This is a genomic window from Citrobacter telavivensis (assembly GCF_041807075.1).
In the GTDB taxonomy this organism is placed as follows: domain Bacteria; phylum Pseudomonadota; class Gammaproteobacteria; order Enterobacterales; family Enterobacteriaceae; genus Citrobacter_A; species Citrobacter_A telavivensis.
Window position 1 is genome coordinate 22,774 of the sequence record NZ_JBGUBF010000005.1, and the last position, 19,405, is coordinate 42,178.

A 19,405-nucleotide genomic window follows, 5' to 3' on the forward strand; every position below is an offset into this window, starting at 1 on the left:
ATCACGAGGATTGTCATGGCTGAATTACTGTTAGGCGTCAACATTGACCACATTGCCACGTTACGTAATGCGCGCGGTACCGCGTATCCGGATCCGGTTCAGGCGGCATTCATTGCCGAGCAGGCGGGTGCTGATGGCATCACCGTCCATTTACGCGAAGATCGCCGCCACATTACCGACCGCGATGTCCGCATTCTGCGCCAGACGCTGGACACGCGTATGAATCTGGAAATGGCGGTGACGGAAGAGATGCTGGCGATTGCCGTTGAAACCAAACCGCATTTCTGTTGCCTGGTGCCGGAAAAGCGCCAGGAAGTGACCACTGAAGGCGGTCTGGACGTAGCCGGGCAGCGCGACAAAATGCGTGATGCCTGCAAACGTCTGGCTGACGCCGGGATCCTTGTCTCGTTGTTCATTGATGCGGATGACGTGCAAATCAAAGCGGCTGCAGATGTCGGCGCGCCATACATTGAAATTCATACCGGCTGCTACGCGGATGCGAAAACCGATGCAGAACAGGCGCAAGAGCTGGCGCGCATCGCGAAAGCCGCGACCTTCGCCGCGAGTCTGGGGCTGAAGGTCAATGCGGGGCACGGTCTGACCTATCACAACGTCAAAGCTATCGCCGCACTGCCGGAAATGCACGAGCTGAATATCGGCCATGCGATTATTGGTCGCGCGGTAATGAGCGGATTGCGTGAAGCCGTAGGGGAAATGAAGCGTCTGATGCTGGAAGCGCGCGGCTAATGGCCATTCTTGGATTAGGCACCGATATCGTGGAGATCGCTCGCATAGAAGCGGTGATCTCCCGCTCCGGTGATCGGCTTGCCAGACGGGTGCTCAGCGATAACGAATGGGCTATCTGGGAAACGCACCAGCAGCCGGTGCGTTTTCTGGCTAAACGCTTTGCCGTCAAAGAGGCCGCCGCGAAAGCCTTTGGTACCGGTATCCGCAATGGGCTGGCGTTTAATCAGTTTGAAGTGTTTAACGATGCGCTCGGTAAACCGCGCCTGCGGTTATGGGGAGAGGCGCTCGCGCTGGCGGAGAAACTGGGCGTTGCGCATATGCACGTGACGCTGGCCGATGAACGTCACTATGCCTGCGCCACGGTCATTATCGAAAGTTAGATTTTATCGGCGTGGTGCATCTGGACGAACTTGTCCCAGAGTTGTTCTTCCGTTTCGATATGTGCCGGATCTTTAAGGATCGTGTTGGGGATTGGGCACACCTTCTGGCAGGTGGGCGTGTCGTAATGACCGACGCACTCGGTGCACTTGTCGCTGTTAATCTCATAGATGCTGTCGCCCATCGAAATGGCCTCATTCGGGCATTCGGGTTCGCACATATCGCAATTGATGCATTTTTTTGTGATTAACAGGGCCATCAGGAAACTCTCAAAACAACACAAACCGGGCGGGCATTATACGCGCATTCTTTGCTCAGACCAGTTTTTTTACCAGCGCCTCACTGTGGCGAATACGTCCCGGTGCGTGCTCCAGATCCTGCTGTACCAGCGCCATAAAAAGCAGGTCGGTGAGCATCATTTGCGCGTGGGTTGATGAGATAGCCGCACTGCGGGTGGCCTGTTCTTCCGCGATGGTATACAGACAGTGGCTGGCGCGCTGCTGGAGCGCATTGGGCGTGAACCCGGTGATCGCCAGGATCTGCCCCCCGACGCGCAGGGTTTCCTCTGCTGCCAGATTCAGTTCCCGACGTTCCCCGCTGTAGGAAATCGCCACCAGCAGAGAGTCTGGCGTCAGCGCCTGAACCGTGGCCAGCAGCGCATGCATATCGCGCTCAACAATGGCGTTCAGACCAATCTTCATCAGTTTCCAGGCAAAATTCTGCGCCACCAGGCCGGATGCGCCAATGCCGGTTAACACTATCCGGCGGGCGTTGCGCAGCATCGTTACGCTTTCGGTCAACTTCTCTTCGTCGTTGACATCCAGCGTGGCATGCATCGCCGCCACGTTCTCTTTGATCAGTTTTTCACCGACCAGACGCAGGGGATCGTCGCCGCGGATTTGGTTATGCACCGGCACGGAATGCGGGTTCGGGTTGCTAACCAGCGCTTCGCTGATCGCCAGTTTCAGCGCCGGGAACCCCTTATAGCCGAGCTTTTGCGCGAACTTCACCACGCTCGACTGGCTGACGCCCGCTTCGGCTGCCAGCTGCTGTGAACTGAGGTGTCGGGCGGCATCGGGTTGGATCAGAAGATAGTCCGCGAGTTTTTTATCGCTTTGCGCAAACCCCGGGTAGCGCTGGCGGATGCGAATCAAACAGTTCATGGTCTCTCCTGGCGAAAACGTGATGGCGGCAACAAAATGAAATTTCACTCGCCTGTACGAATATTATATTCCATTATTGGTCGATAATATGAATTAAAAATTCCTGAGGAGCAAACATGAATCTCGGCGCTTTAGTGTCAGAAACCCGTAATCCGCAAACAATGGACCTCGACGCGCTGTCGACGCTGGAGCTGGTTCACCGTTTTAATCAACAGGATACGCTGGTAGCGGAAGCAGTAAAAGCAACATTGCCCGATGTTGCGAGCGCCGTCGATGCAGCGGCTGAAGCGTTAAAATCCGGTGGCCGGATTATCTACATGGGTGCGGGGACCAGCGGCCGACTCGGCGTGCTGGATGCGTCTGAATGCCCACCCACGTTTGGCGTTCCTCACGGTCTGGTGGTGGGGCTGATTGCCGGTGGTCCGGGGGCCTTACTGAAAGCGGTTGAAGGGGCAGAAGACAATGCGCAGCTCGGTGAAGACGATCTGATTGCCCTGAACCTCGCGCCGCAGGATCTGGTGGTTGGACTGGCGGCCTCAGGGCGTACGCCGTATGTCATCGGCGGACTGAAATATGCCCGCAAAACGGGCTGTACCACGGTCGCTATCTCCTGTAATCCCGACTCTCCTATTGCCCGGGAAGCCGACATCGCGATTTCTCCTGTGGTAGGGCCGGAAGCATTGACAGGCTCAACGCGGTTGAAATCCGGCACCGCGCAAAAGCTGGTGCTCAATATGATCTCCACCGGGGCGATGGTGAAGTTTGGCAAGGTTTACCAGAACCTGATGGTGGATATGAAGGCCACCAATATCAAGCTGATGGACCGCGCATGCCGGATGGTGGTTGAAGCCACTGGCATTGCGCGGGCAGAGGCACAAACGTTGCTGAAGCAGACCGATTTTGATGTGAAACCGGCCATTCTCATGGCGCTGAGCGGCCTTAACGCCGATGCGGCGCGAGAAAAACTGGCCACCCATCAGGGATTTTTACGGGCTGCGTTAGCAGACTCATCGAGGTAACTATGGATAAGACGGCGACCCTTGCCAGCGACATTCTGCTGGGGATAGGCGGAGAACAAAACATTCTGCGTCTGGAAAATTGCATGACGCGCGTCAGGGTGGAGGTGAAGGACGATGCGGTGTTGGATATCCCGCGTCTGAAACAGCTACCCGGCGTCAGTGGCTACGTAAAGCAGGGGGCGCAGCATCAGCTTATCGTCGGGCCCGGCAAGGCGGCAAAGGTCGTTGATGCCATGCGTTCACTACTGACAGAAGGGGGAGCGCGCCCGGTCGGCGATGATATTGAGCGCACGAAATCGCAGGCGAAAGCGAAGTACAAAGCGCCCATGAGCGATGCGCTACGCAAACTGGCGAACGTTTTTATTCCCCTGATCCCGGCGTTTATCGCTTCCGGTTTAATCACCGGCATTATTAACATTCTCAAGCGCCCGGATATCGTCGGTGATTTCGCCACCCATTATCCCAATATGCTGGGGCTGATGGGGATCTTCGGCAGTGCGGTCTTTGCCATCATGAACATTCTGGTGGGGGTGAATACTGCCAAAGTCTTCGGCGGTTCGCTGGCGATGGGGGGCGTGATGGCGGGCATCCTGTCGAGTCCGCAACTGGCGCAAATTACCCTCTTTGGCGAAGCGTTGCAGCCAGGTCGCGGTGGGGTTATCGCCGTGCTGCTGGTGGTGGCGCTGATGTGCTGGATCGAGCGTAAGTTCCGCGAGATATTGCCCGGTTCACTGGAGCTGATCCTCAATCCGCTGCTGACGACGATCATCACCGGCACGATTGCGATTGTGGCGCTGCAACCGCTGGGCGGCTGGATTTCAGAATCGATAGCCCAAGGCGCGTCCTGGGCTATCGATCGCGGCGGCTTGCTGGGGGGCGCGGTCCTGGCGGGAACATTCCTGCCGCTGGTGCTGACGGGGCTGCATCAGGGACTGGTGCCAATTCACGTCGAGCTGGTGCAGGCTCACGGCTACAACGCGCTCTTTCCCATTCTGGCGATGGCAGGCGTCGGGCAGGTGGGGGCGGCGATTGCCGTGCTGATGAAAACCCGTAACGCGCGGCTGAAAAAAGTGATTAAGGGGGCATTACCGGTAGGATTACTCGGGATTGGCGAACCGCTGATTTTTGGCGTCACGTTACCGCTGGGCAAGCCGTTCATGGGGGCCTGCCTGGGCGGCGCGGTAGGCGGGGCGCTGATCAGCTACTGGAAGGTCGCAACCGTTATCACCTTTGGCATTTCCGGATTGCCGCTGGCGTTAACGATTGTTGCCGGAAAAGTGATGTTCTATCTGTTAGGCTATTTAGTAGCAGTCATAGCCGGGTTTTTGTTTACCTGGCTGTTAGGATTCAACGATCCCGAGGAGTAAGGTTTGACCAATCACGCGCGTCGTGTCGTTTTTTTTGATTTGGATGGTACGTTACATCAGCAGGATATGTTCGGCAGTTTCCTGCGCTATCTGTTGCGTCGCCAGCCGCTGAATGCGCTGCTCGTGCTGCCGTTGTTGCCGGTGATCGTTGGCGCATTACTGATCAAAGGGCGCGCCGCGCGCTGGCCGATGAGTCTGCTGCTGTGGGGGTGTACCTTCGGTCATCGCGAGGCTCGTTTGCAGGCCAGACAGGCCGATTTTGTCCGCTGGTTTCGACAGAACGTCACGGCGTTTCCTCAGGTGCAGGAACGTCTGACCACCTATCTGCTCAGTTCTGATGCCGATATCTGGCTCATCACCGGTTCGCCGCAGTCGCTGGTGGAACAGGTCTACATTGATACGCCGTGGCTGCCGCGCGTGAATCTGATCGCCAGTCAGATGACGCGAGGATACGGCGGTTGGGTGCTGACCCTGCGCTGTCTGGGACACGAAAAAGTGGCTCAGCTTGAACGTAAGATCGGCACGCCGCTGCGCCTTTACAGCGGCTACAGCGACAGTAATCAGGACAACCCGCTGCTCTATTTTTGTCAGCACCGCTGGCGCGTTACGCCTCGTGGAGAACTCCAGCAACTGGAATAGTTGAAATCATAGTATAATGCGCCCGCTATGATTACCGGAGTACTCCCTTTGTCAGATGTTGAATTTAGCCACGAATACTGGATGCGTCACGCGTTAACGCTGGCGAAGCGCGCCTGGGATGAACGAGAGGTCCCGGTCGGTGCCGTATTGGTGCACAACAATCGCGTGATTGGCGAGGGGTGGAACCGCCCGATTGGCCATCACGATCCCACCGCGCACGCAGAGATCATGGCGCTGCGCCAGGGCGGCCTGGTCCAGCAAAACTATCGTCTGATTGATGCGACGCTGTACGTGACCCTTGAACCGTGCGTCATGTGCGCGGGTGCGATGGTGCACAGTCGCATTCGTCACGTGGTATTCGGCGCGCGTGATGCAAAAACCGGTGCAGCCGGTTCGCTGATGGATGTCCTTCATCATCCGGGAATGAATCATCGCGTTGAGGTCACTGAGGGGATACTGCGTGAGGAGTGTGCGACGCTGCTCAGCGATTTTTTCCGCATGCGCCGTCAGGAGATCAAAGCGTTGAAGAAAGCCGCAGGTCAGTAACCATTGCGGCTCTGTTTACTTCTTCTCTTCTTTCTTCTGCGGTAAACGCAGCAGTGATGGAGAGTGCGTCAGATAGCCAGATGACGATTGCGACAGGAAGGCGACGAGTGGTCGTCGCTGTTTGCCAAAATCTGTCGGCGAAACGACCGGATACTCTTCAGCCAGTTTCATCTCTTCTGCCAGCTGCTTTTCTTTCTCCTGCAAATAGCCCAGCAGGCTTATCTGATACTTACGGATGTTCTCAACATAGGCGTAGGCTTCATGTCCGCGCGCATAGCCATAGGTCAGCTTGCTGTAATACTGTTTTTGACTGAGCATGGGCAGGCGCTGTTTGACGTCCGCCCAACTGTCCGGATTGCCCTTCGTCTTGGCCGTCAGCGCCCGCGCATCAAGCATATGCGCATAACCCATGTTGTAGGCCGCCAGCGCAAACCAGATGCGCTCGTTTTCCGGCACGGTGTCCGGCACTTTACTCATCATGTCCTGTAAATAGCGCGCCCCACCGCTGATGCTCTGCTCAGGATCGGTCCTGTCGGTCAGACCCAGACTTTGCGCGGTGTTCTTAGTGAGCATCATCATGCCGCGCACGCCGGTGGGCGATGTGGCCTGCGGATCCCAGTGTGATTCCTGCCAGGCAATTGCGGCAAGCAGCTGCCAGTCAATCTCCTGGGCGTATTTCTCAAACAGCGGTTTCAGGTCGGGGAGCATGGCGTCAACCGCGCGCAGAAAGGTGCGGGTATCGACATAGTCAAAATCATCGCCGTGCCCAAGATACTTTTCTTCGAGACGTGCCAGTGAGCCGTCTTCATTCATGCCGTTGAAGAAATCGAGCAGGGCGGCAGATAGCGAGTTGTCATTATCCAGCGGGCTAAACCAGGTCACCGGCTGTTCGTCGGTGACGTCCAGCGCAACGGCAAGTTCGGGGTGGACGCGCTGGTAAAGGCTGATGGCGACAGAGTCGGCGATGGTGTAATCCAGTTGACCGGCAATCACCGCATCAAGCAGTTCAGTTGAGCCTTTTTTCTCGTCGATCCGCCAGCTCAGTTCAGGGTATTTTGTCTGTTTCAGGGTTTGCAGATCGTTCGCCACCACATGTCCTGGGGTGATGGTGAGCTGACTTTCCGTCACGCTGCCCAACGAGCGGGGACGATACTGGCCCACTTTGTAGACCAGTTGCTGGGATACTGAATAGTAGGTTGGCCCCGGCTGATAGTTTTTCACCCGTTCGCTGTTGTAGACCAGCCCGGCCGCCAGCAGGTCGGCGTTGCCATTATCGAGGTCGTCAAACAACTGGCTGATGTTCTGGCGTACGGTAATCTTCAGCTTTACGCCCAGATAGCTGGCGAACTGCTGCGCCAGCTCATAATCGAGCCCGTACGGCTTACCGTTAAGTTTTGACCAGGTGAGCGGCGACTCAATGGTGCTCACGCGCAACTCTCCCCGCGACTGGATCGCGGCGATACGATTATCAGCTTTACCGAACCAGGGGATTGAGGGCCAGAGGGCCGCCGCCAGCAACAGCGTCAGTATGCCGATGAACAGATAATTAATCTTTAATTTTTTCAATTAGTTAATTCTCTGAACCGTGCGTTGCCTCAGGATGGGAAAAGAAATAGAAAGACCAGGATTATTCATCAATGAGCGGCATTTTGCTTAAACTTGCGCCAGTTGGCAACTAATTAGCGCTATCGATAGCATCGTATGACAACAATGCGGGGTGATTTTATTTCGACGCAAACGGTTTCGTCGGCGGCTCAGATTCTTTATAATGACGCCCGTTTCCCCACTTGGGCACACCGAAAGCTTAGAAGACGAGAGACTTATGATGGAAATTCTGCGTGGTTCGCCTGCACTGTCCGCATTCCGTATTAACAAACTGCTGGCACGTTTTCAGGCTGCCAACCTCCAGGTAAGCAATATTTACGCCGAGTACGTCCATTTCGCTGACCTGAACGCCCCGTTGAACGAGGATGAGCACGCGCAGCTTGCCCGTCTGCTGAAATACGGCCCCAGCCTGAGCAGCCACACCCCGGAAGGGAAACTGCTGCTGGTGACGCCTCGTCCTGGCACCATCTCCCCCTGGTCTTCCAAAGCGACGGACATCGCCCATAACTGCGGTCTGCAACAGATTGACCGTCTGGAACGCGGCGTCGCTTATTATGTTGAGGCCTCCACGCTGACCGCTGAACAGTGGCAGCAGGTTGCCGCTGAACTACACGATCGAATGATGGAGACGGTGTTCTCTTCATTAACCGACGCGGAAAAACTGTTTGCCCACCATCAGCCTGCGCCGGTTGCAAGCGTTGACCTGCTGGGTGAAGGCCGTCAGGCGTTGATTGACGCTAACCTGCGTCTCGGTCTGGCGCTGGCGGATGACGAAATTGATTATCTGCAGGACGCGTTTACCCGACTGGGGCGCAACCCGAACGATATTGAACTCTACATGTTTGCGCAGGCGAACTCTGAGCACTGCCGTCACAAGATTTTCAACGCTGACTGGGTTATTGATGGCAAGCAACAGCCGAAGTCGCTGTTCAAGATGATCAAAAACACCTTTGAGACCACCCCGGATCACGTGCTTTCCGCTTATAAAGACAACGCGGCGGTGATGGAAGGGTCTGAAGTGGGTCGTTACTTTGCCGACCACGCGACCGGACGCTACGACTTCCACCAGGAGCCGGCGCATATCCTGATGAAGGTGGAAACCCATAACCACCCGACGGCGATCTCCCCGTGGCCGGGGGCGGCGACCGGTTCCGGCGGCGAAATTCGTGATGAAGGGGCTACCGGACGCGGCGCGAAGCCAAAAGCGGGTCTGGTCGGTTTCTCGGTCTCTAACCTGCGTATTCCGGGTTTTGAGCAGCCGTGGGAAGAAGACTTCGGCAAGCCGGAGCGCATTGTGACCGCGCTGGATATCATGACCGAAGGCCCGCTGGGCGGCGCGGCGTTTAACAACGAATTTGGTCGTCCGGCGCTCAACGGCTATTTCCGGACTTACGAAGAAAAAGTGAACAGCCACAATGGCGAAGAGCTGCGCGGTTATCATAAGCCGATCATGCTGGCGGGTGGGATCGGTAATATCCGCGCCGATCACGTGCAGAAAGGCGAAATAGTCGTTGGGGCGAAGCTGATTGTCCTCGGCGGCCCGGCGATGAACATCGGCCTGGGCGGCGGCGCGGCGTCCTCCATGGCGTCCGGCCAGTCTGACGCGGATCTCGATTTTGCCTCCGTCCAGCGTGATAACCCGGAGATGGAACGCCGCTGTCAGGAGGTTATCGACCGCTGCTGGCAGTTGGGCGACGCCAACCCGATCCTGTTTATCCACGACGTCGGCGCGGGCGGTCTGTCGAACGCCATGCCTGAACTGGTCAGCGACGGCGGACGCGGCGGTAAATTTGAACTGCGTGACATCCTCAGCGATGAACCAGGAATGAGCCCGCTGGAGATCTGGTGCAACGAGTCCCAGGAACGTTATGTGCTGGCCGTTGCGGCGGATCAACTGCCGTTATTTGACGAGCTGTGCAAGCGCGAGCGCGCGCCGTATGCGGTGATTGGCGAGGCGACCGAAGAGCTGCATCTGTCGTTAAACGACCGTCACTTCGACAATCAGCCTATCGACCTGCCGCTTGACGTACTGCTCGGCAAAACGCCGAAGATGACCCGCGACGTCCAGACGCTGAAGGCGAAAGGCGAGGCGCTGAACCGCGCGGACATCACCATCGCGGATGCCGTAAAACGCGTTCTGCATCTGCCGACGGTGGCGGAAAAAACCTTCCTGGTGACCATTGGCGACCGTACCGTGACCGGGATGGTATCCCGCGATCAGATGGTCGGTCCGTGGCAGGTGCCGGTGGCTAACTGCGCGGTGACCACCGCCAGCCTCGACAGCTACTACGGCGAAGCGATGTCGATCGGTGAACGTGCGCCGGTAGCACTGCTCGACTTCTCCGCCTCTGCCCGTCTGGCGGTCGGCGAAGCGCTGACCAACATTGCGGCAACGCAGATTGGCGATATCAAACGCATTAAGCTTTCCGCCAACTGGATGGCCGCAGCCGGTCACCCGGGGGAAGATGCGGGTCTGTATGAAGCGGTGAAAGCGGTCGGTGAAGAACTCTGCCCGGCGCTGGGTCTGACCATTCCGGTGGGCAAAGACTCCATGTCGATGAAAACCCGCTGGCAGGAAGGCAACGAACAGCGCGAAATGACCTCGCCGCTGTCGCTGGTGATTTCCGCTTTTGCCCGCGTGGAAGATGTACGCCATACCATCACCCCGCAGCTTTCGACCGAAGACAACGCGCTGCTGCTGATCGACCTGGGTCGTGGCCACAATGCGCTGGGTGCCACAGCGCTGGCGCAGGTCTATCGTCAGCTTGGCGATACACCGGCAGACGTGCGCGATGTCGCGCAACTGAAAGGCTTCTACGACGCAATGCAGGCGCTGGTGGCGCAACGTAAACTGCTGGCCTATCACGACCGCTCCGACGGCGGCCTGCTGGTGACTCTGGCTGAAATGGCCTTTACCGGTCACTGTGGTATTCAGGCGGATATCGCGGCCCTGGGTGACGATCGTCTGGCGGCGCTGTTTAACGAAGAACTGGGCGCGGTTATTCAGGTTCGCACAGGGGATCGCGAGGCGGTGGAAGCGCTGCTGGCGCAACACGGTCTTGGCGATTGCGTCCATTACCTGGGGCAGGCCGTCGAGGGCGACCGTTTTGTTATCGAAGCCAACGGTCAGGTCGTCTTCAGCGAAAGCCGCACCACACTGCGAATCTGGTGGGCAGAAACCACCTGGCAGATGCAGCGTCTGCGTGATAACCCGGAGTGTGCCGATCAGGAGCACGACGCCAAAACCAACGATGCCGATCCGGGCCTCAGCGTGGAGCTGACGTTTGATATCAATGAAGATATCGCCGCGCCTTACATTGCGACCGGTGCACGTCCGAAAGTGGCGGTGCTGCGTGAGCAGGGGGTGAACTCCCACGTAGAAATGGCCGCGGCGTTCCAGCGTGCCGGTTTTGACGCGATTGACGTACACATGAGCGATCTGCTCGGTGGCCGTACCGGTCTGGGTAACTTCCAGGCGCTGGTGGCCTGCGGCGGTTTCTCTTATGGTGACGTGCTGGGCGCGGGTGAGGGCTGGGCGAAATCTATTCTGTTCAACAACCGCGTGCGCGATGAGTTTGAAACCTTCTTCCATCGCCCACAAACGCTGGCGCTGGGGGTGTGCAACGGCTGCCAGATGATGTCGAACTTGCGCGAGCTGATCCCTGGCAGCGACCTGTGGCCGCGTTTTGTGCGTAACCATTCGGATCGCTTTGAAGCCCGCTTCAGCCTGGTCGAAGTGACCCAGAGCCCGTCTCTGCTGTTGCAGGGAATGGTCGGGTCAATGATGCCTATCGCCGTCTCGCACGGGGAAGGGCGTGTTGAAGTTCGCGACGCTGCTCATCTGGCGGCACTGGAAAGCAAAGGCCTGGTCGCGCTGCGCTTCGTCGATAACTTCGGCAACGTCACGGAAACTTACCCGGCTAACCCGAACGGTTCGCCAAACGGCATTACCGCGGTGACCACCGAAAATGGTCGCGTGACCATCATGATGCCGCACCCGGAACGCGTGTTCCGTACCGTCAGTAACTCATGGCACCCGGAAAACTGGGGTGAAGACGGTCCGTGGATGCGTATCTTCCGCAATGCGCGCCAGCAGTTGGGGTAAGGTACTCGTCATGATCAAAGCCCGGTGGACGTTACCGGGCTTTTTTTATGGCAGGTGCAGGTTCTTTTTTGATTTCCTGTACGTACAATAACTTCCCCGCGTAAGCCCGTCACGGTCAGTCAGGATGAGGGCCGAAGGTGCTGTGCCGTCATGTCGTGTGTCTCGCGTATCTTTATAATCACGGTCGTTAATTAAGCCTGTCGGGAATTCACGACAAACATGCGTCAGGAGTGTCTCCAAAAAGAGACATTTAACTTATTGATTTATATATGGCTAAGTGTATTGCGTTTAAGGTGTTGCTAATTGACGACGGTTTGGTTGAAAAATGCTCACTTTATTAATGATGTGAATGTCATTTAAAGTTCAATAAATTCATTGTGTTAAATAATTGTTTTGAATATTGGCACAGTTACTGCATAATAGTAACCAGTGGCTCATTCACCTTCTTATGTCAGCCCCTTCGGGACGTGCTACATAAACTTCGAATGACGCACAACAAGGTGCCTGCCGTCCAACTTCTGATAATAGCTTGGCTTTATCAACCATCGGGCGAAACGTCGAGTTAGGCACCGCCTTATTCCATAACAAAGCCGGGTTCAGCCCGGCTTTGTTGTATCTGGCGTTCCCCTCAGTTAGCATCGTCCTATTCATCTCTTGTGAGAGTAACGCATTGAAGCGCTGGTCTGTTTTCCCCCGGTCATTACGCCAACTGGTGACGCTGGCATTTCTGCTGATCCTGTTACCACTGCTGGTCCTCGCCTGGCAGGCGTGGCAAAGTCTGAACGCACTCAGCGCCCAGGCGGCGCTGACGAACCGTACCACGCTTATTGACGCGCGCCGCAGCGAGGCGATGACCAATGCCGCGCTGGAGATGGAGCGCAGCTACCGCCAGTATTGCGTCCTTGACGATCCGACGCTGGCGAAGGTGTATCAGAGCCAGCGCAAACGCTACAGTGAAATGCTGGATGCTCATGCGGGCGTTCTGCCGGATGATAAGCTGTATCAGGCGTTGCGGCAGGATCTCAACGGTCTGGCACAACTGCAATGCCGTAACAGTGGACCCGATACCGCCGCCGCCGCACGGCTGGAAGCGTTTGCCAACGCCAATACTGAAATGGTGCAAGCGACGCGTACCGTGGTTTTTTCGCGCGGGCAGCAGTTGCAGCAGGAGATTGCCGAACGCGGGCAGTTCTTCGGCTGGCAGGCTCTGGTGCTGTTTCTGGTGAGCCTGGCGATGGTGCTGTTGTTCACGCGAATGATTATCGGGCCGGTAAAGGGGATCGAGCGGATGATCAATCGGCTGGGGGAAGGGCGATCGCTGGGCAATACCGTCACTTTTGCCGGGCCGCGCGAACTGCGTTCCGTTGGGCAACGGATCATCTGGCTGAGCGAGCGCCTTTCCTGGCTGGAATCCCAGCGCCATCAATTTTTGCGTCATCTCTCCCATGAGCTGAAAACCCCCCTGGCCAGTATGCGTGAAGGTACCGAACTGCTGGCGGATCAGGTGGTGGGGCCGCTGACGCCGGAACAAAAAGAAGTGGTTGGCATTCTTGATGACAGCAGCCGCAATCTGCAAAAATTGATTGAGCAACTGCTTGATTACAACCGCAAACTGGCTGACAGCGCCATTGAAATGGAAAGCGTGGAGATTGAACCGCTGGTGGATATGGTGGTTTCCGCTCATAGTCTACCGGCCCGCGCTAAAATGATGCATACCGACATTGAACTGGCGGCGGAACGCTGTCTTGCCGAGCCGATGTTACTGATGAGCGTACTGGACAATCTTTATTCCAATGCGGTGCACTACGGGGCTGAATCCGGTAACATTCGTATTCGCAGCCGCTTACAGGGGACAACGGTATATATCGATGTTATCAATACCGGAACGCCCATCCCTGAAGCGGAAAGAACCATGATTTTCGAACCTTTTTTCCAGGGAAGTCATCAACGCAAAGGGGCAGTGAAGGGGAGTGGACTGGGGCTGAGCATCGCCAGAGATTGTATCCGCCGTATGCAGGGGGAGCTGTATCTTGTCGATGAACAGGCGCAAGAGGTTTGCTTTCGCATAGCACTGCCGCTATCTGCAACGAAAAACGATTAAATAACGCTAAGCCTGGTGAATATGCCACACGTTTTTGTTCACATTTTCCAACGTTTATTCTCCCGTCAGGTTCTCCTGGCGGGAATGCCCTGCCTTGCGCTGATGGGCTGTACGCCGCATGCGGTGAAACACATCACCGGGGATGCGCCGCAGGACGTCCTCCCGACGTATCAACTGGCGGACTACCTGTCGGTTGAGTGTACCGATATCTGGGCATTGCAGGGGCAATCGACCGACACCAATCCCCTTTACTGGTTGCGCGCTATTGACTGCGCGGATCGCCTGTTGCCGGTGCAGTCGCGTAGCGAGGCCCGTATGCTGAGTGACGACGGCTGGCAAAACGCCTTTAAGCGCGGCATCCTGCTGGCGAACGCCAAAATCACGCCGCTGGAGCGTCGCGAGAACGTCTCGCGACTGGATGCGTTAAGCCCGCAAATTCCGGCGCAGGTGCGTCCGCTTTATCAGATCTGGCGCGACGGTCAGTCGCTACAGCTCCAGCTCGCCGAAGAACGCCAGCGCTACAGCAAACTGCAGCAAACGACCGATGGCGATCTGGACACGCTGCGTCAGCAGCACCAGTATCTTCAGGCGCAGCTCGATCTCACGACGCGCAAGCTGGAAAACCTGACCGATATTGAGCGTCAGCTTTCCACCCGTAAACCGGCAGGAAATTACAATCCGGATACGACGCATGGCGGCGACAAGTCAGAGGGACAAGCGCCTGTACCTTCACAAGATGAGGTGACCCCATAATGAGTCGTAAACCGGCGCATTTACTGCTCGTGGATGATGACCCTGGCCTGCTGAAACTGCTGGGCATGCGTCTGACCAGTGAAGGCTATAGCGTGGTGACCGCAGAGAGCGGGGCCGAAGGTCTGCGCCTTCTGAACCGTGAAAAAGTGAATCTGGTGATTAGCGATCTGCGTATGGATGAGATGGACGGCATGCAGCTGTTCAGCGAGATCCAGAAGGTTCAGCCGGGGATGCCGGTTATCATTCTTACCGCTCACGGTTCGATTCCGGATGCGGTCGCGGCAACGCAAAAAGGCGTGTTCAGCTTCCTGACCAAACCCGTGGATAAAGACGCGTTGTATCAGGCGATCGACGAGGCGCTTGAGCAGTCGGCGCCGGCCACGGACGATAGCTGGCGCGAATCGATAGTCACCCGTAGCCCGCTGATGCTGCGTCTGCTGGAACAGGCGCGGATGGTGGCACAGTCCGACGTCAGCGTGTTGATCAATGGTCAGAGCGGCACCGGGAAAGAGATCTTCGCTCAGGCTATCCACAATGCCAGCCCGCGCAGCAGCAAACCGTTTATCGCCATCAACTGCGGCGCACTACCGGAACAACTGCTGGAGTCGGAGCTATTCGGCCACTCACGCGGTGCGTTTACCGGCGCGGTGAGCAACCGTGAAGGGCTGTTTCAGGCGGCGGAAGGCGGGACGCTGTTTCTTGACGAGATTGGCGATATGCCTGCGCCGTTACAGGTCAAACTGCTTCGCGTCTTGCAGGAACGTAAAGTCAGACCGCTTGGCAGCAACCGCGATATCGATATTGATGTGCGCATCATCTCGGCAACCCATCGCGATCTGCCGAAAGCGATGGCGCGCGGCGAATTTCGCGAAGATTTATACTACCGCCTCAATGTGGTCAGTCTGAAGATCCCGGCCCTGGCGGAGCGAACGGAAGATATTCCACTGTTGGCGAATCATCTGCTGCGCCAGTCGGCGGAGCGGCATAAGCCGTTTGTGCGCGCGTTTTCGACGGATGCAATGAAGCGGCTGATGACCGCCAGTTGGCCTGGCAACGTGCGTCAGTTGGTGAACGTGATCGAACAGTGTGTGGCACTGACCTCCTCGCCGGTGATCAGCGATGCTCTGGTGGAGCAGGCGCTGGAAGGGGAAAATACTGCACTGCCGACCTTTGTCGAAGCGCGTAATCAATTTGAGCTGAACTATCTGCGCAAATTGCTGCAAATCACCCGAGGCAATGTCACGCATGCGGCAAGAATGGCGGGCCGTAACCGTACGGAGTTTTATAAGCTACTGTCGCGCCATGAGCTGGATGCAAACGATTTCAAAGAATAAGTCAGCGTAATATGTTACGTTTATCCGATTAAAAGACAGGCGACCTTTTCAAGGACTAGCATGAAAAAGATTGATGCGATTATTAAACCCTTCAAGCTCGATGATGTGCGTGAAGCGCTGGCTGAGGTAGGGATCACCGGTATGACCGTCACCGAAGTGAAAGGCTTTGGGCGTCAGAAAGGGCATACCGAGCTGTACCGTGGCGCGGAATATATGGTGGATTTTCTGCCGAAGGTCAAAATTGAAATCGTCGTGCCGGACGATATCGTTGAAACCTGCGTCGATACCATTATCCGTACGGCGCAGACGGGCAAAATTGGCGACGGTAAGATTTTCGTCTTTGATGTGGCACGCGTGGTACGTATCCGTACCGGTGAAGAAGACGACGCGGCAATTTAAGCCGCGCCGTGCTTGCCGGATGGCGGCGTGAACGCCTTATCCGGCCTACAACATCCCGCAGGCCTGATAAGCGCAGCGCCATCAGGCATGACGTGATTACAAGACCTTATCCGGACTACAACATCCCGTAGGCCTGATAAGCGTAGCGCCATCAGGCATGACGGAATTACAAGACCTTATGCGGCCTACAATATCCCGTAGGCCTGATAAGCGCAGCGCCATCAGGCATGACGTAATTACAAGACCTTATCCGGCCTACAACATCCCGTAGGCCTGATAAGCGCAGCGCCATCAGGTATGACGTAATTACAAGACCTTATGCGGGCCGAAGCATTCGTAATGAATGTTTTCGTTATTCACACCCAGTTCAACAAGCTGCTTCGCGGCAAACTGCATAAAGCCCACCGGACCGCACAAATAGAACTGCATTCCCGGAATATCGATAGCCGCTTTCATCGCCTTCAGATCCATCAGACCTTCGCTGTCAAAGGCATCGTTAGCGCGATCCGTTTCGCTCGGTTCGCGGTACCAGGTGTGCGCGGTAAAGTTCGGCAACGTTTTACCCAGTTCGTTTACCTCATCGGCAAACGCATGCACATCGCCGTTTTCTGCGGCGTGGAACCAGTTGACCTGGGCGCTGTGCTGCGCGTTGGCCAGCGTATCCAGCATTGCCAGCATCGGCGTTTGACCGACACCGGCAGAAATCAGCGAAACCGGCGTGTCGTGGTCAACCGCCATAAAGAAATCGCCAGCCGGCGCCGCTAAATGCACCACGTCGCCAACGCGCGCCTGATTGTGCAGCCAACTGGAGACCTGACCACCCTCTTCACGCTTAACGGCAATGCGGTAACCTTTACCCTCCGCTTTACGGGTCAGAGAATACTGACGAATTTCCTGATGCGGAAAACCTTCCGGTTTCAGCCAGACGCCCAGATACTGGCCTGGCTGGTAGTCAGCCACGGCGCCACCGTCCACCGGTTCAAATTCAAAGCTGGTAATCAGTGCGCTGCGCGGGGTTTTCGCCACGATCCGAAACGGACGTGTGCCTTCCCAGCCGCCGGTTTTACTGGCGTTTTCACGGTAGATTTGCGCTTCGCGATTGATAAAGACGTTAGCCAGCACGCCGTAGGCTTTGCCCCACGCCTCCAGCACTTCCTGGCCCGGGTTGAACATTTCGTCCAGGGTCGCCAGCAGATGGGTTCCGACAATGTTGTACTGTTCTGGTTTGATCTGGAAGCTGGTGTGCTTCTGGGCGATTTTTTCGACCGCAGGCAGCAGGGCAGGCAGATTTTCAATGTTGCTGGCATAGGCGGCAATGGCATTGAACAGGGCTTCACGCTGGGAGTCATTACGCTGGTTACTCATGTTAAAAATTTCTTTGAGTTCAGGATTATGAGCAAACATGCGATCGTAAAAATGGGCGGTCAGTTTGGGGCCCGTTTCAACCAGCAGGGGAATGGTGGCTTTTACAGTGGCGATGGTTTGAGCGTCAAGCATACGGTCTTCCTTTATGTGAACTTTTAATGATGTATGTCAAATGCATCTTATAAAAAATACCCCTGCACTGTAAATGGTTCTTTGACGCTTTGCGTTTTAAAAGCGACAACGTGAAAAATCTGCATCACAAACCTGAAAAGAAATCCGTTGAAATTTGTAAGGTCTTCATTCGGCAAAGCCTTGTGTCGTGTGAAGGTAATCGTTTGCGTAAATTCCTTTGTCAAGACCTGTTATCGCAGAATGATTCAGTTATACTGTTGCCCGTTGTCCAACAGGACCGCCTTTTAAGGCCAAAAATTCTATCGTTAGCTGAGTCAGGAGATGCGGATGTTAAAGCGTGAAATGAACATTGCCGATTATGATGCCGAACTGTGGCAGGCTATGGAGCAGGAAAAAGTACGTCAGGAAGAGCACATCGAACTGATCGCCTCCGAAAACTACACCAGTCCGCGCGTCATGCAGGCGCAGGGCTCTCAGCTGACTAACAAATACGCTGAAGGATATCCGGGCAAGCGCTACTACGGCGGCTGCGAATACGTGGATATCGTTGAGCAACTGGCGATTGACCGCGCGAAAGAACTGTTTGGCGCAGACTACGCTAACGTGCAACCGCACTCTGGCTCCCAGGCTAACTTCGCCGTCTATACCGCGCTGCTGCAACCGGGTGATACCGTTCTGGGTATGAACCTGGCGCAAGGCGGTCACCTGACTCACGGCTCCCCGGTTAACTTCTCTGGCAAACTGTACAACATCGTGCCTTACGGTATTGATGAGTCCGGTAAAATTGACTACGAAGAGATGGCGCAGCTGGCTCAGACCCACAAACCGAAGATGATCATCGGCGGCTTCTCTGCCTATTCCGGCGTGGTTGATTGGGCAAAAATGCGTGAAATCGCTGACAGCATTGGCGCATACCTGTTCGTCGATATGGCGCACGTCGCGGGTCTTATCGCCGCAGGCGTTTACCCGAACCCGGTTCCGCATGCTCACGTTGTGACCACCACCACCCACAAAACGCTGGCTGGCCCGCGCGGTGGCCTGATCCTGGCGAAAGGCGGTGACGAAGAGCTGTACAAAAAACTGAACTCTGCCGTTTTCCCAAGCGCGCAGGGCGGCCCGCTGATGCACGTTATCGCGGGTAAAGCCGTGGCGCTGAAAGAAGCCATGGAGCCAGAGTTCAAAGTCTACCAGCAACAGGTTGCGAAAAACGCCAAAGCGATGGTGGAAGTATTCCTGAATCGTGGCTACAAAGTCGTGTCCGGCGGTACTGAGAACCACCTGTTCCTGCTGGATCTGGTGGACAAAAATCTGACCGGTAAAGAAGCTGACGCCGCGCTGGGTCGTGCCAACATCACGGTGAACAAAAACAGCGTGCCGAACGATCCGAAAAGCCCGTTCGTCACTTCCGGTATCCGTATCGGTTCTCCGGCTATCACGCGTCGCGGCTTTAAAGAAGCGGAAGCGAAAGAGCTGGCAGGCTGGATGTGTGATGTGCTGGACAACATCAATGATGAAGCGGTGATTGAGCGCATCAAAGGTAAAGTTCTGGATATCTGCGCACGCTTCCCGGTTTACGCATAAGTTATCGCAGAAGTCAAAAAGGCCGCGCGAGCGGCCTTTTTGATTGATGACAAACATCCTGCAGACGAAATTGGTACATCTTCGACACATGAATTGTCGGGTGGCGCTACGCTTACCCGACCTACAAAAACCTGCGATATCAATGGTTTTGTAGGCCCGATAAGCGAAGCG

16 protein-coding genes and 1 pseudogene are annotated in these 19,405 nt (G+C 56.0%); 12 read left to right on the plus strand and 5 right to left on the minus strand.

The window, feature by feature from the left end:
- Positions 1-15 precede the first annotated feature (15 nt).
- Complete coding sequence (gene pdxJ, locus ACERJC_RS18805) at positions 16-747, plus strand: pyridoxine 5'-phosphate synthase (RefSeq protein ID WP_152402870.1); 732 nt, start codon at positions 16-18, stop codon at positions 745-747.
- Positions 747-1,127, plus strand: a complete 381-nt coding sequence (acpS, locus tag ACERJC_RS18810) for a holo-ACP synthase (RefSeq protein WP_152402871.1) — start codon at positions 747-749, stop codon at positions 1,125-1,127. The genes pdxJ and acpS overlap by 1 nt, the downstream gene beginning before the upstream one ends.
- Here acpS and ACERJC_RS18815 read toward each other — a convergent pair.
- Together ACERJC_RS18815 and ACERJC_RS18820 are read right to left on the minus strand one after the other, a co-directional pair.
- Positions 1,124-1,384: a YfhL family 4Fe-4S dicluster ferredoxin gene (locus ACERJC_RS18815; protein ID WP_373672242.1), complete on the minus strand. Its 261-nt coding sequence runs from the start codon at positions 1,382-1,384 to the stop codon at positions 1,124-1,126. The two genes, acpS and ACERJC_RS18815, sit on opposite strands and share 4 nt — an antisense overlap.
- A 55-nt stretch (positions 1,385-1,439) precedes the next feature.
- Positions 1,440-2,288, minus strand: coding sequence for a MurR/RpiR family transcriptional regulator (locus tag ACERJC_RS18820; RefSeq protein ID WP_152402874.1), 849 nt, complete (start codon positions 2,286-2,288; stop codon positions 1,440-1,442).
- A gap of 116 nt (positions 2,289-2,404) precedes the next feature.
- Between ACERJC_RS18820 and murQ the strand changes: the two genes are divergently transcribed.
- Genes murQ through tadA form a run of 4 tightly spaced genes read left to right on the plus strand, consistent with a single transcriptional unit; the run spans position 2,405 to position 5,859 of the window.
- Positions 2,405-3,307 carry an N-acetylmuramic acid 6-phosphate etherase gene (murQ, locus tag ACERJC_RS18825; protein ID WP_286632730.1) on the plus strand — a complete coding sequence of 301 codons (903 nt, stop codon included), beginning with the start codon at positions 2,405-2,407 and terminating at the stop codon, positions 3,305-3,307.
- A gap of 2 nt (positions 3,308-3,309) precedes the next feature.
- On the plus strand, positions 3,310-4,674 hold the full coding sequence (locus ACERJC_RS18830) for a PTS transporter subunit EIIC (protein WP_373672243.1): 1,365 nt from the start codon (positions 3,310-3,312) through the stop codon (positions 4,672-4,674).
- A 3-nt stretch (positions 4,675-4,677) separates the two neighbouring features.
- On the plus strand, positions 4,678-5,313 hold the full coding sequence (gene yfhb / locus ACERJC_RS18835) for a phosphatidylglycerophosphatase C (protein ID WP_373672244.1): 636 nt from the start codon (positions 4,678-4,680) through the stop codon (positions 5,311-5,313).
- Between the two features lie 27 nt (positions 5,314-5,340).
- Entirely contained in the window at positions 5,341-5,859 is a 519-nt protein-coding gene (tadA, locus tag ACERJC_RS18840) for a tRNA adenosine(34) deaminase TadA (protein WP_152402882.1), read from the plus strand.
- Between the two features lie 15 nt (positions 5,860-5,874).
- Here tadA and mltF read toward each other — a convergent pair whose 3' ends face one another.
- Complete coding sequence (gene mltF, locus ACERJC_RS18845) at positions 5,875-7,425, minus strand: membrane-bound lytic murein transglycosylase MltF (RefSeq protein WP_152402884.1); 1,551 nt, start codon at positions 7,423-7,425, stop codon at positions 5,875-5,877.
- Between the two features lie 256 nt (positions 7,426-7,681).
- On the opposite strand from mltF, the gene purL reads away from it, so the two are divergent.
- The 5 genes from purL (at position 7,682) to glnB (ending at position 16,156) form a co-directional block, all read left to right on the plus strand.
- A complete protein-coding gene (purL, locus tag ACERJC_RS18850; protein ID WP_373672245.1) occupies positions 7,682-11,569 on the plus strand; it encodes a phosphoribosylformylglycinamidine synthase in 3,888 nt (1,295 codons plus the stop codon).
- 670 nt (positions 11,570-12,239) lie between these two features.
- The gene (qseE, locus tag ACERJC_RS18855) at positions 12,240-13,670 is read left to right on the plus strand and encodes a two component system sensor histidine kinase QseE/GlrK (RefSeq protein ID WP_373672246.1); all 1,431 of its coding nucleotides are present in this window, start codon (positions 12,240-12,242) and stop codon (positions 13,668-13,670) included.
- A gap of 21 nt (positions 13,671-13,691) precedes the next feature.
- Positions 13,692-14,423: a two-component system QseEF-associated lipoprotein QseG gene (gene qseG, locus ACERJC_RS18860; RefSeq protein WP_373672247.1), complete on the plus strand. Its 732-nt coding sequence runs from the start codon at positions 13,692-13,694 to the stop codon at positions 14,421-14,423.
- Complete coding sequence (gene glrR, locus ACERJC_RS18865) at positions 14,423-15,757, plus strand: two-component system response regulator GlrR (protein ID WP_373672248.1); 1,335 nt, start codon at positions 14,423-14,425, stop codon at positions 15,755-15,757. Before qseG ends, glrR begins: the two co-directional genes overlap by 1 nt.
- A 60-nt stretch (positions 15,758-15,817) precedes the next feature.
- Positions 15,818-16,156 (plus strand): nitrogen regulatory protein P-II, encoded by a 339-nt coding sequence (gene glnB / locus ACERJC_RS18870; RefSeq protein WP_012906673.1) that lies wholly within the window; start codon positions 15,818-15,820, stop codon positions 16,154-16,156.
- Here glnB and ACERJC_RS18875 read toward each other — a convergent pair.
- Positions 16,153-16,269: pseudogene (locus ACERJC_RS18875) on the minus strand (hypothetical protein); the annotation flags it as partial. The gene glnB and the pseudogene ACERJC_RS18875 overlap by 4 nt on opposite strands.
- A 193-nt stretch (positions 16,270-16,462) precedes the next feature.
- Positions 16,463-17,653 carry an NO-inducible flavohemoprotein gene (gene hmpA / locus ACERJC_RS18880; protein ID WP_373672249.1) on the minus strand — a complete coding sequence of 397 codons (1,191 nt, stop codon included), beginning with the start codon at positions 17,651-17,653 and terminating at the stop codon, positions 16,463-16,465.
- A 327-nt stretch (positions 17,654-17,980) separates the two neighbouring features.
- Here hmpA and glyA point away from each other — a divergent pair, with 327 nt between their 5' ends.
- Positions 17,981-19,234: a serine hydroxymethyltransferase gene (glyA, locus tag ACERJC_RS18885; protein ID WP_042999800.1), complete on the plus strand. Its 1,254-nt coding sequence runs from the start codon at positions 17,981-17,983 to the stop codon at positions 19,232-19,234.
- Positions 19,235-19,405 lie beyond the last annotated feature (171 nt).

What these genes read in the sequence shown, in the direction of transcription:
- pdxJ (WP_152402870.1), top strand. Translation starts at nt 16, where the DNA reads ATGGCTGAATTACTGTTAGGCGTCAACATTGACCACATTGCCACGTTA.
- ACERJC_RS18820 (WP_152402874.1), bottom strand. Translation starts at nt 2,288, where the DNA reads ATGAACTGTTTGATTCGCATCCGCCAGCGCTACCCGGGGTTTGCGCAA.
- glrR (WP_373672248.1), top strand. Translation starts at nt 14,423, where the DNA reads ATGAGTCGTAAACCGGCGCATTTACTGCTCGTGGATGATGACCCTGGC.
- acpS (WP_152402871.1), top strand. Translation starts at nt 747, where the DNA reads ATGGCCATTCTTGGATTAGGCACCGATATCGTGGAGATCGCTCGCATA.
- murQ (WP_286632730.1), top strand. Translation starts at nt 2,405, where the DNA reads ATGAATCTCGGCGCTTTAGTGTCAGAAACCCGTAATCCGCAAACAATG.
- glnB (WP_012906673.1), top strand. Translation starts at nt 15,818, where the DNA reads ATGAAAAAGATTGATGCGATTATTAAACCCTTCAAGCTCGATGATGTG.
- tadA (WP_152402882.1), top strand. Translation starts at nt 5,341, where the DNA reads ATGATTACCGGAGTACTCCCTTTGTCAGATGTTGAATTTAGCCACGAA.
- ACERJC_RS18830 (WP_373672243.1), top strand. Translation starts at nt 3,310, where the DNA reads ATGGATAAGACGGCGACCCTTGCCAGCGACATTCTGCTGGGGATAGGC.
- hmpA (WP_373672249.1), bottom strand. Translation starts at nt 17,653, where the DNA reads ATGCTTGACGCTCAAACCATCGCCACTGTAAAAGCCACCATTCCCCTG.
- purL (WP_373672245.1), top strand. Translation starts at nt 7,682, where the DNA reads ATGATGGAAATTCTGCGTGGTTCGCCTGCACTGTCCGCATTCCGTATT.
- qseG (WP_373672247.1), top strand. Translation starts at nt 13,692, where the DNA reads ATGCCACACGTTTTTGTTCACATTTTCCAACGTTTATTCTCCCGTCAG.
- glyA (WP_042999800.1), top strand. Translation starts at nt 17,981, where the DNA reads ATGTTAAAGCGTGAAATGAACATTGCCGATTATGATGCCGAACTGTGG.
- ACERJC_RS18815 (WP_373672242.1), bottom strand. Translation starts at nt 1,384, where the DNA reads ATGGCCCTGTTAATCACAAAAAAATGCATCAATTGCGATATGTGCGAA.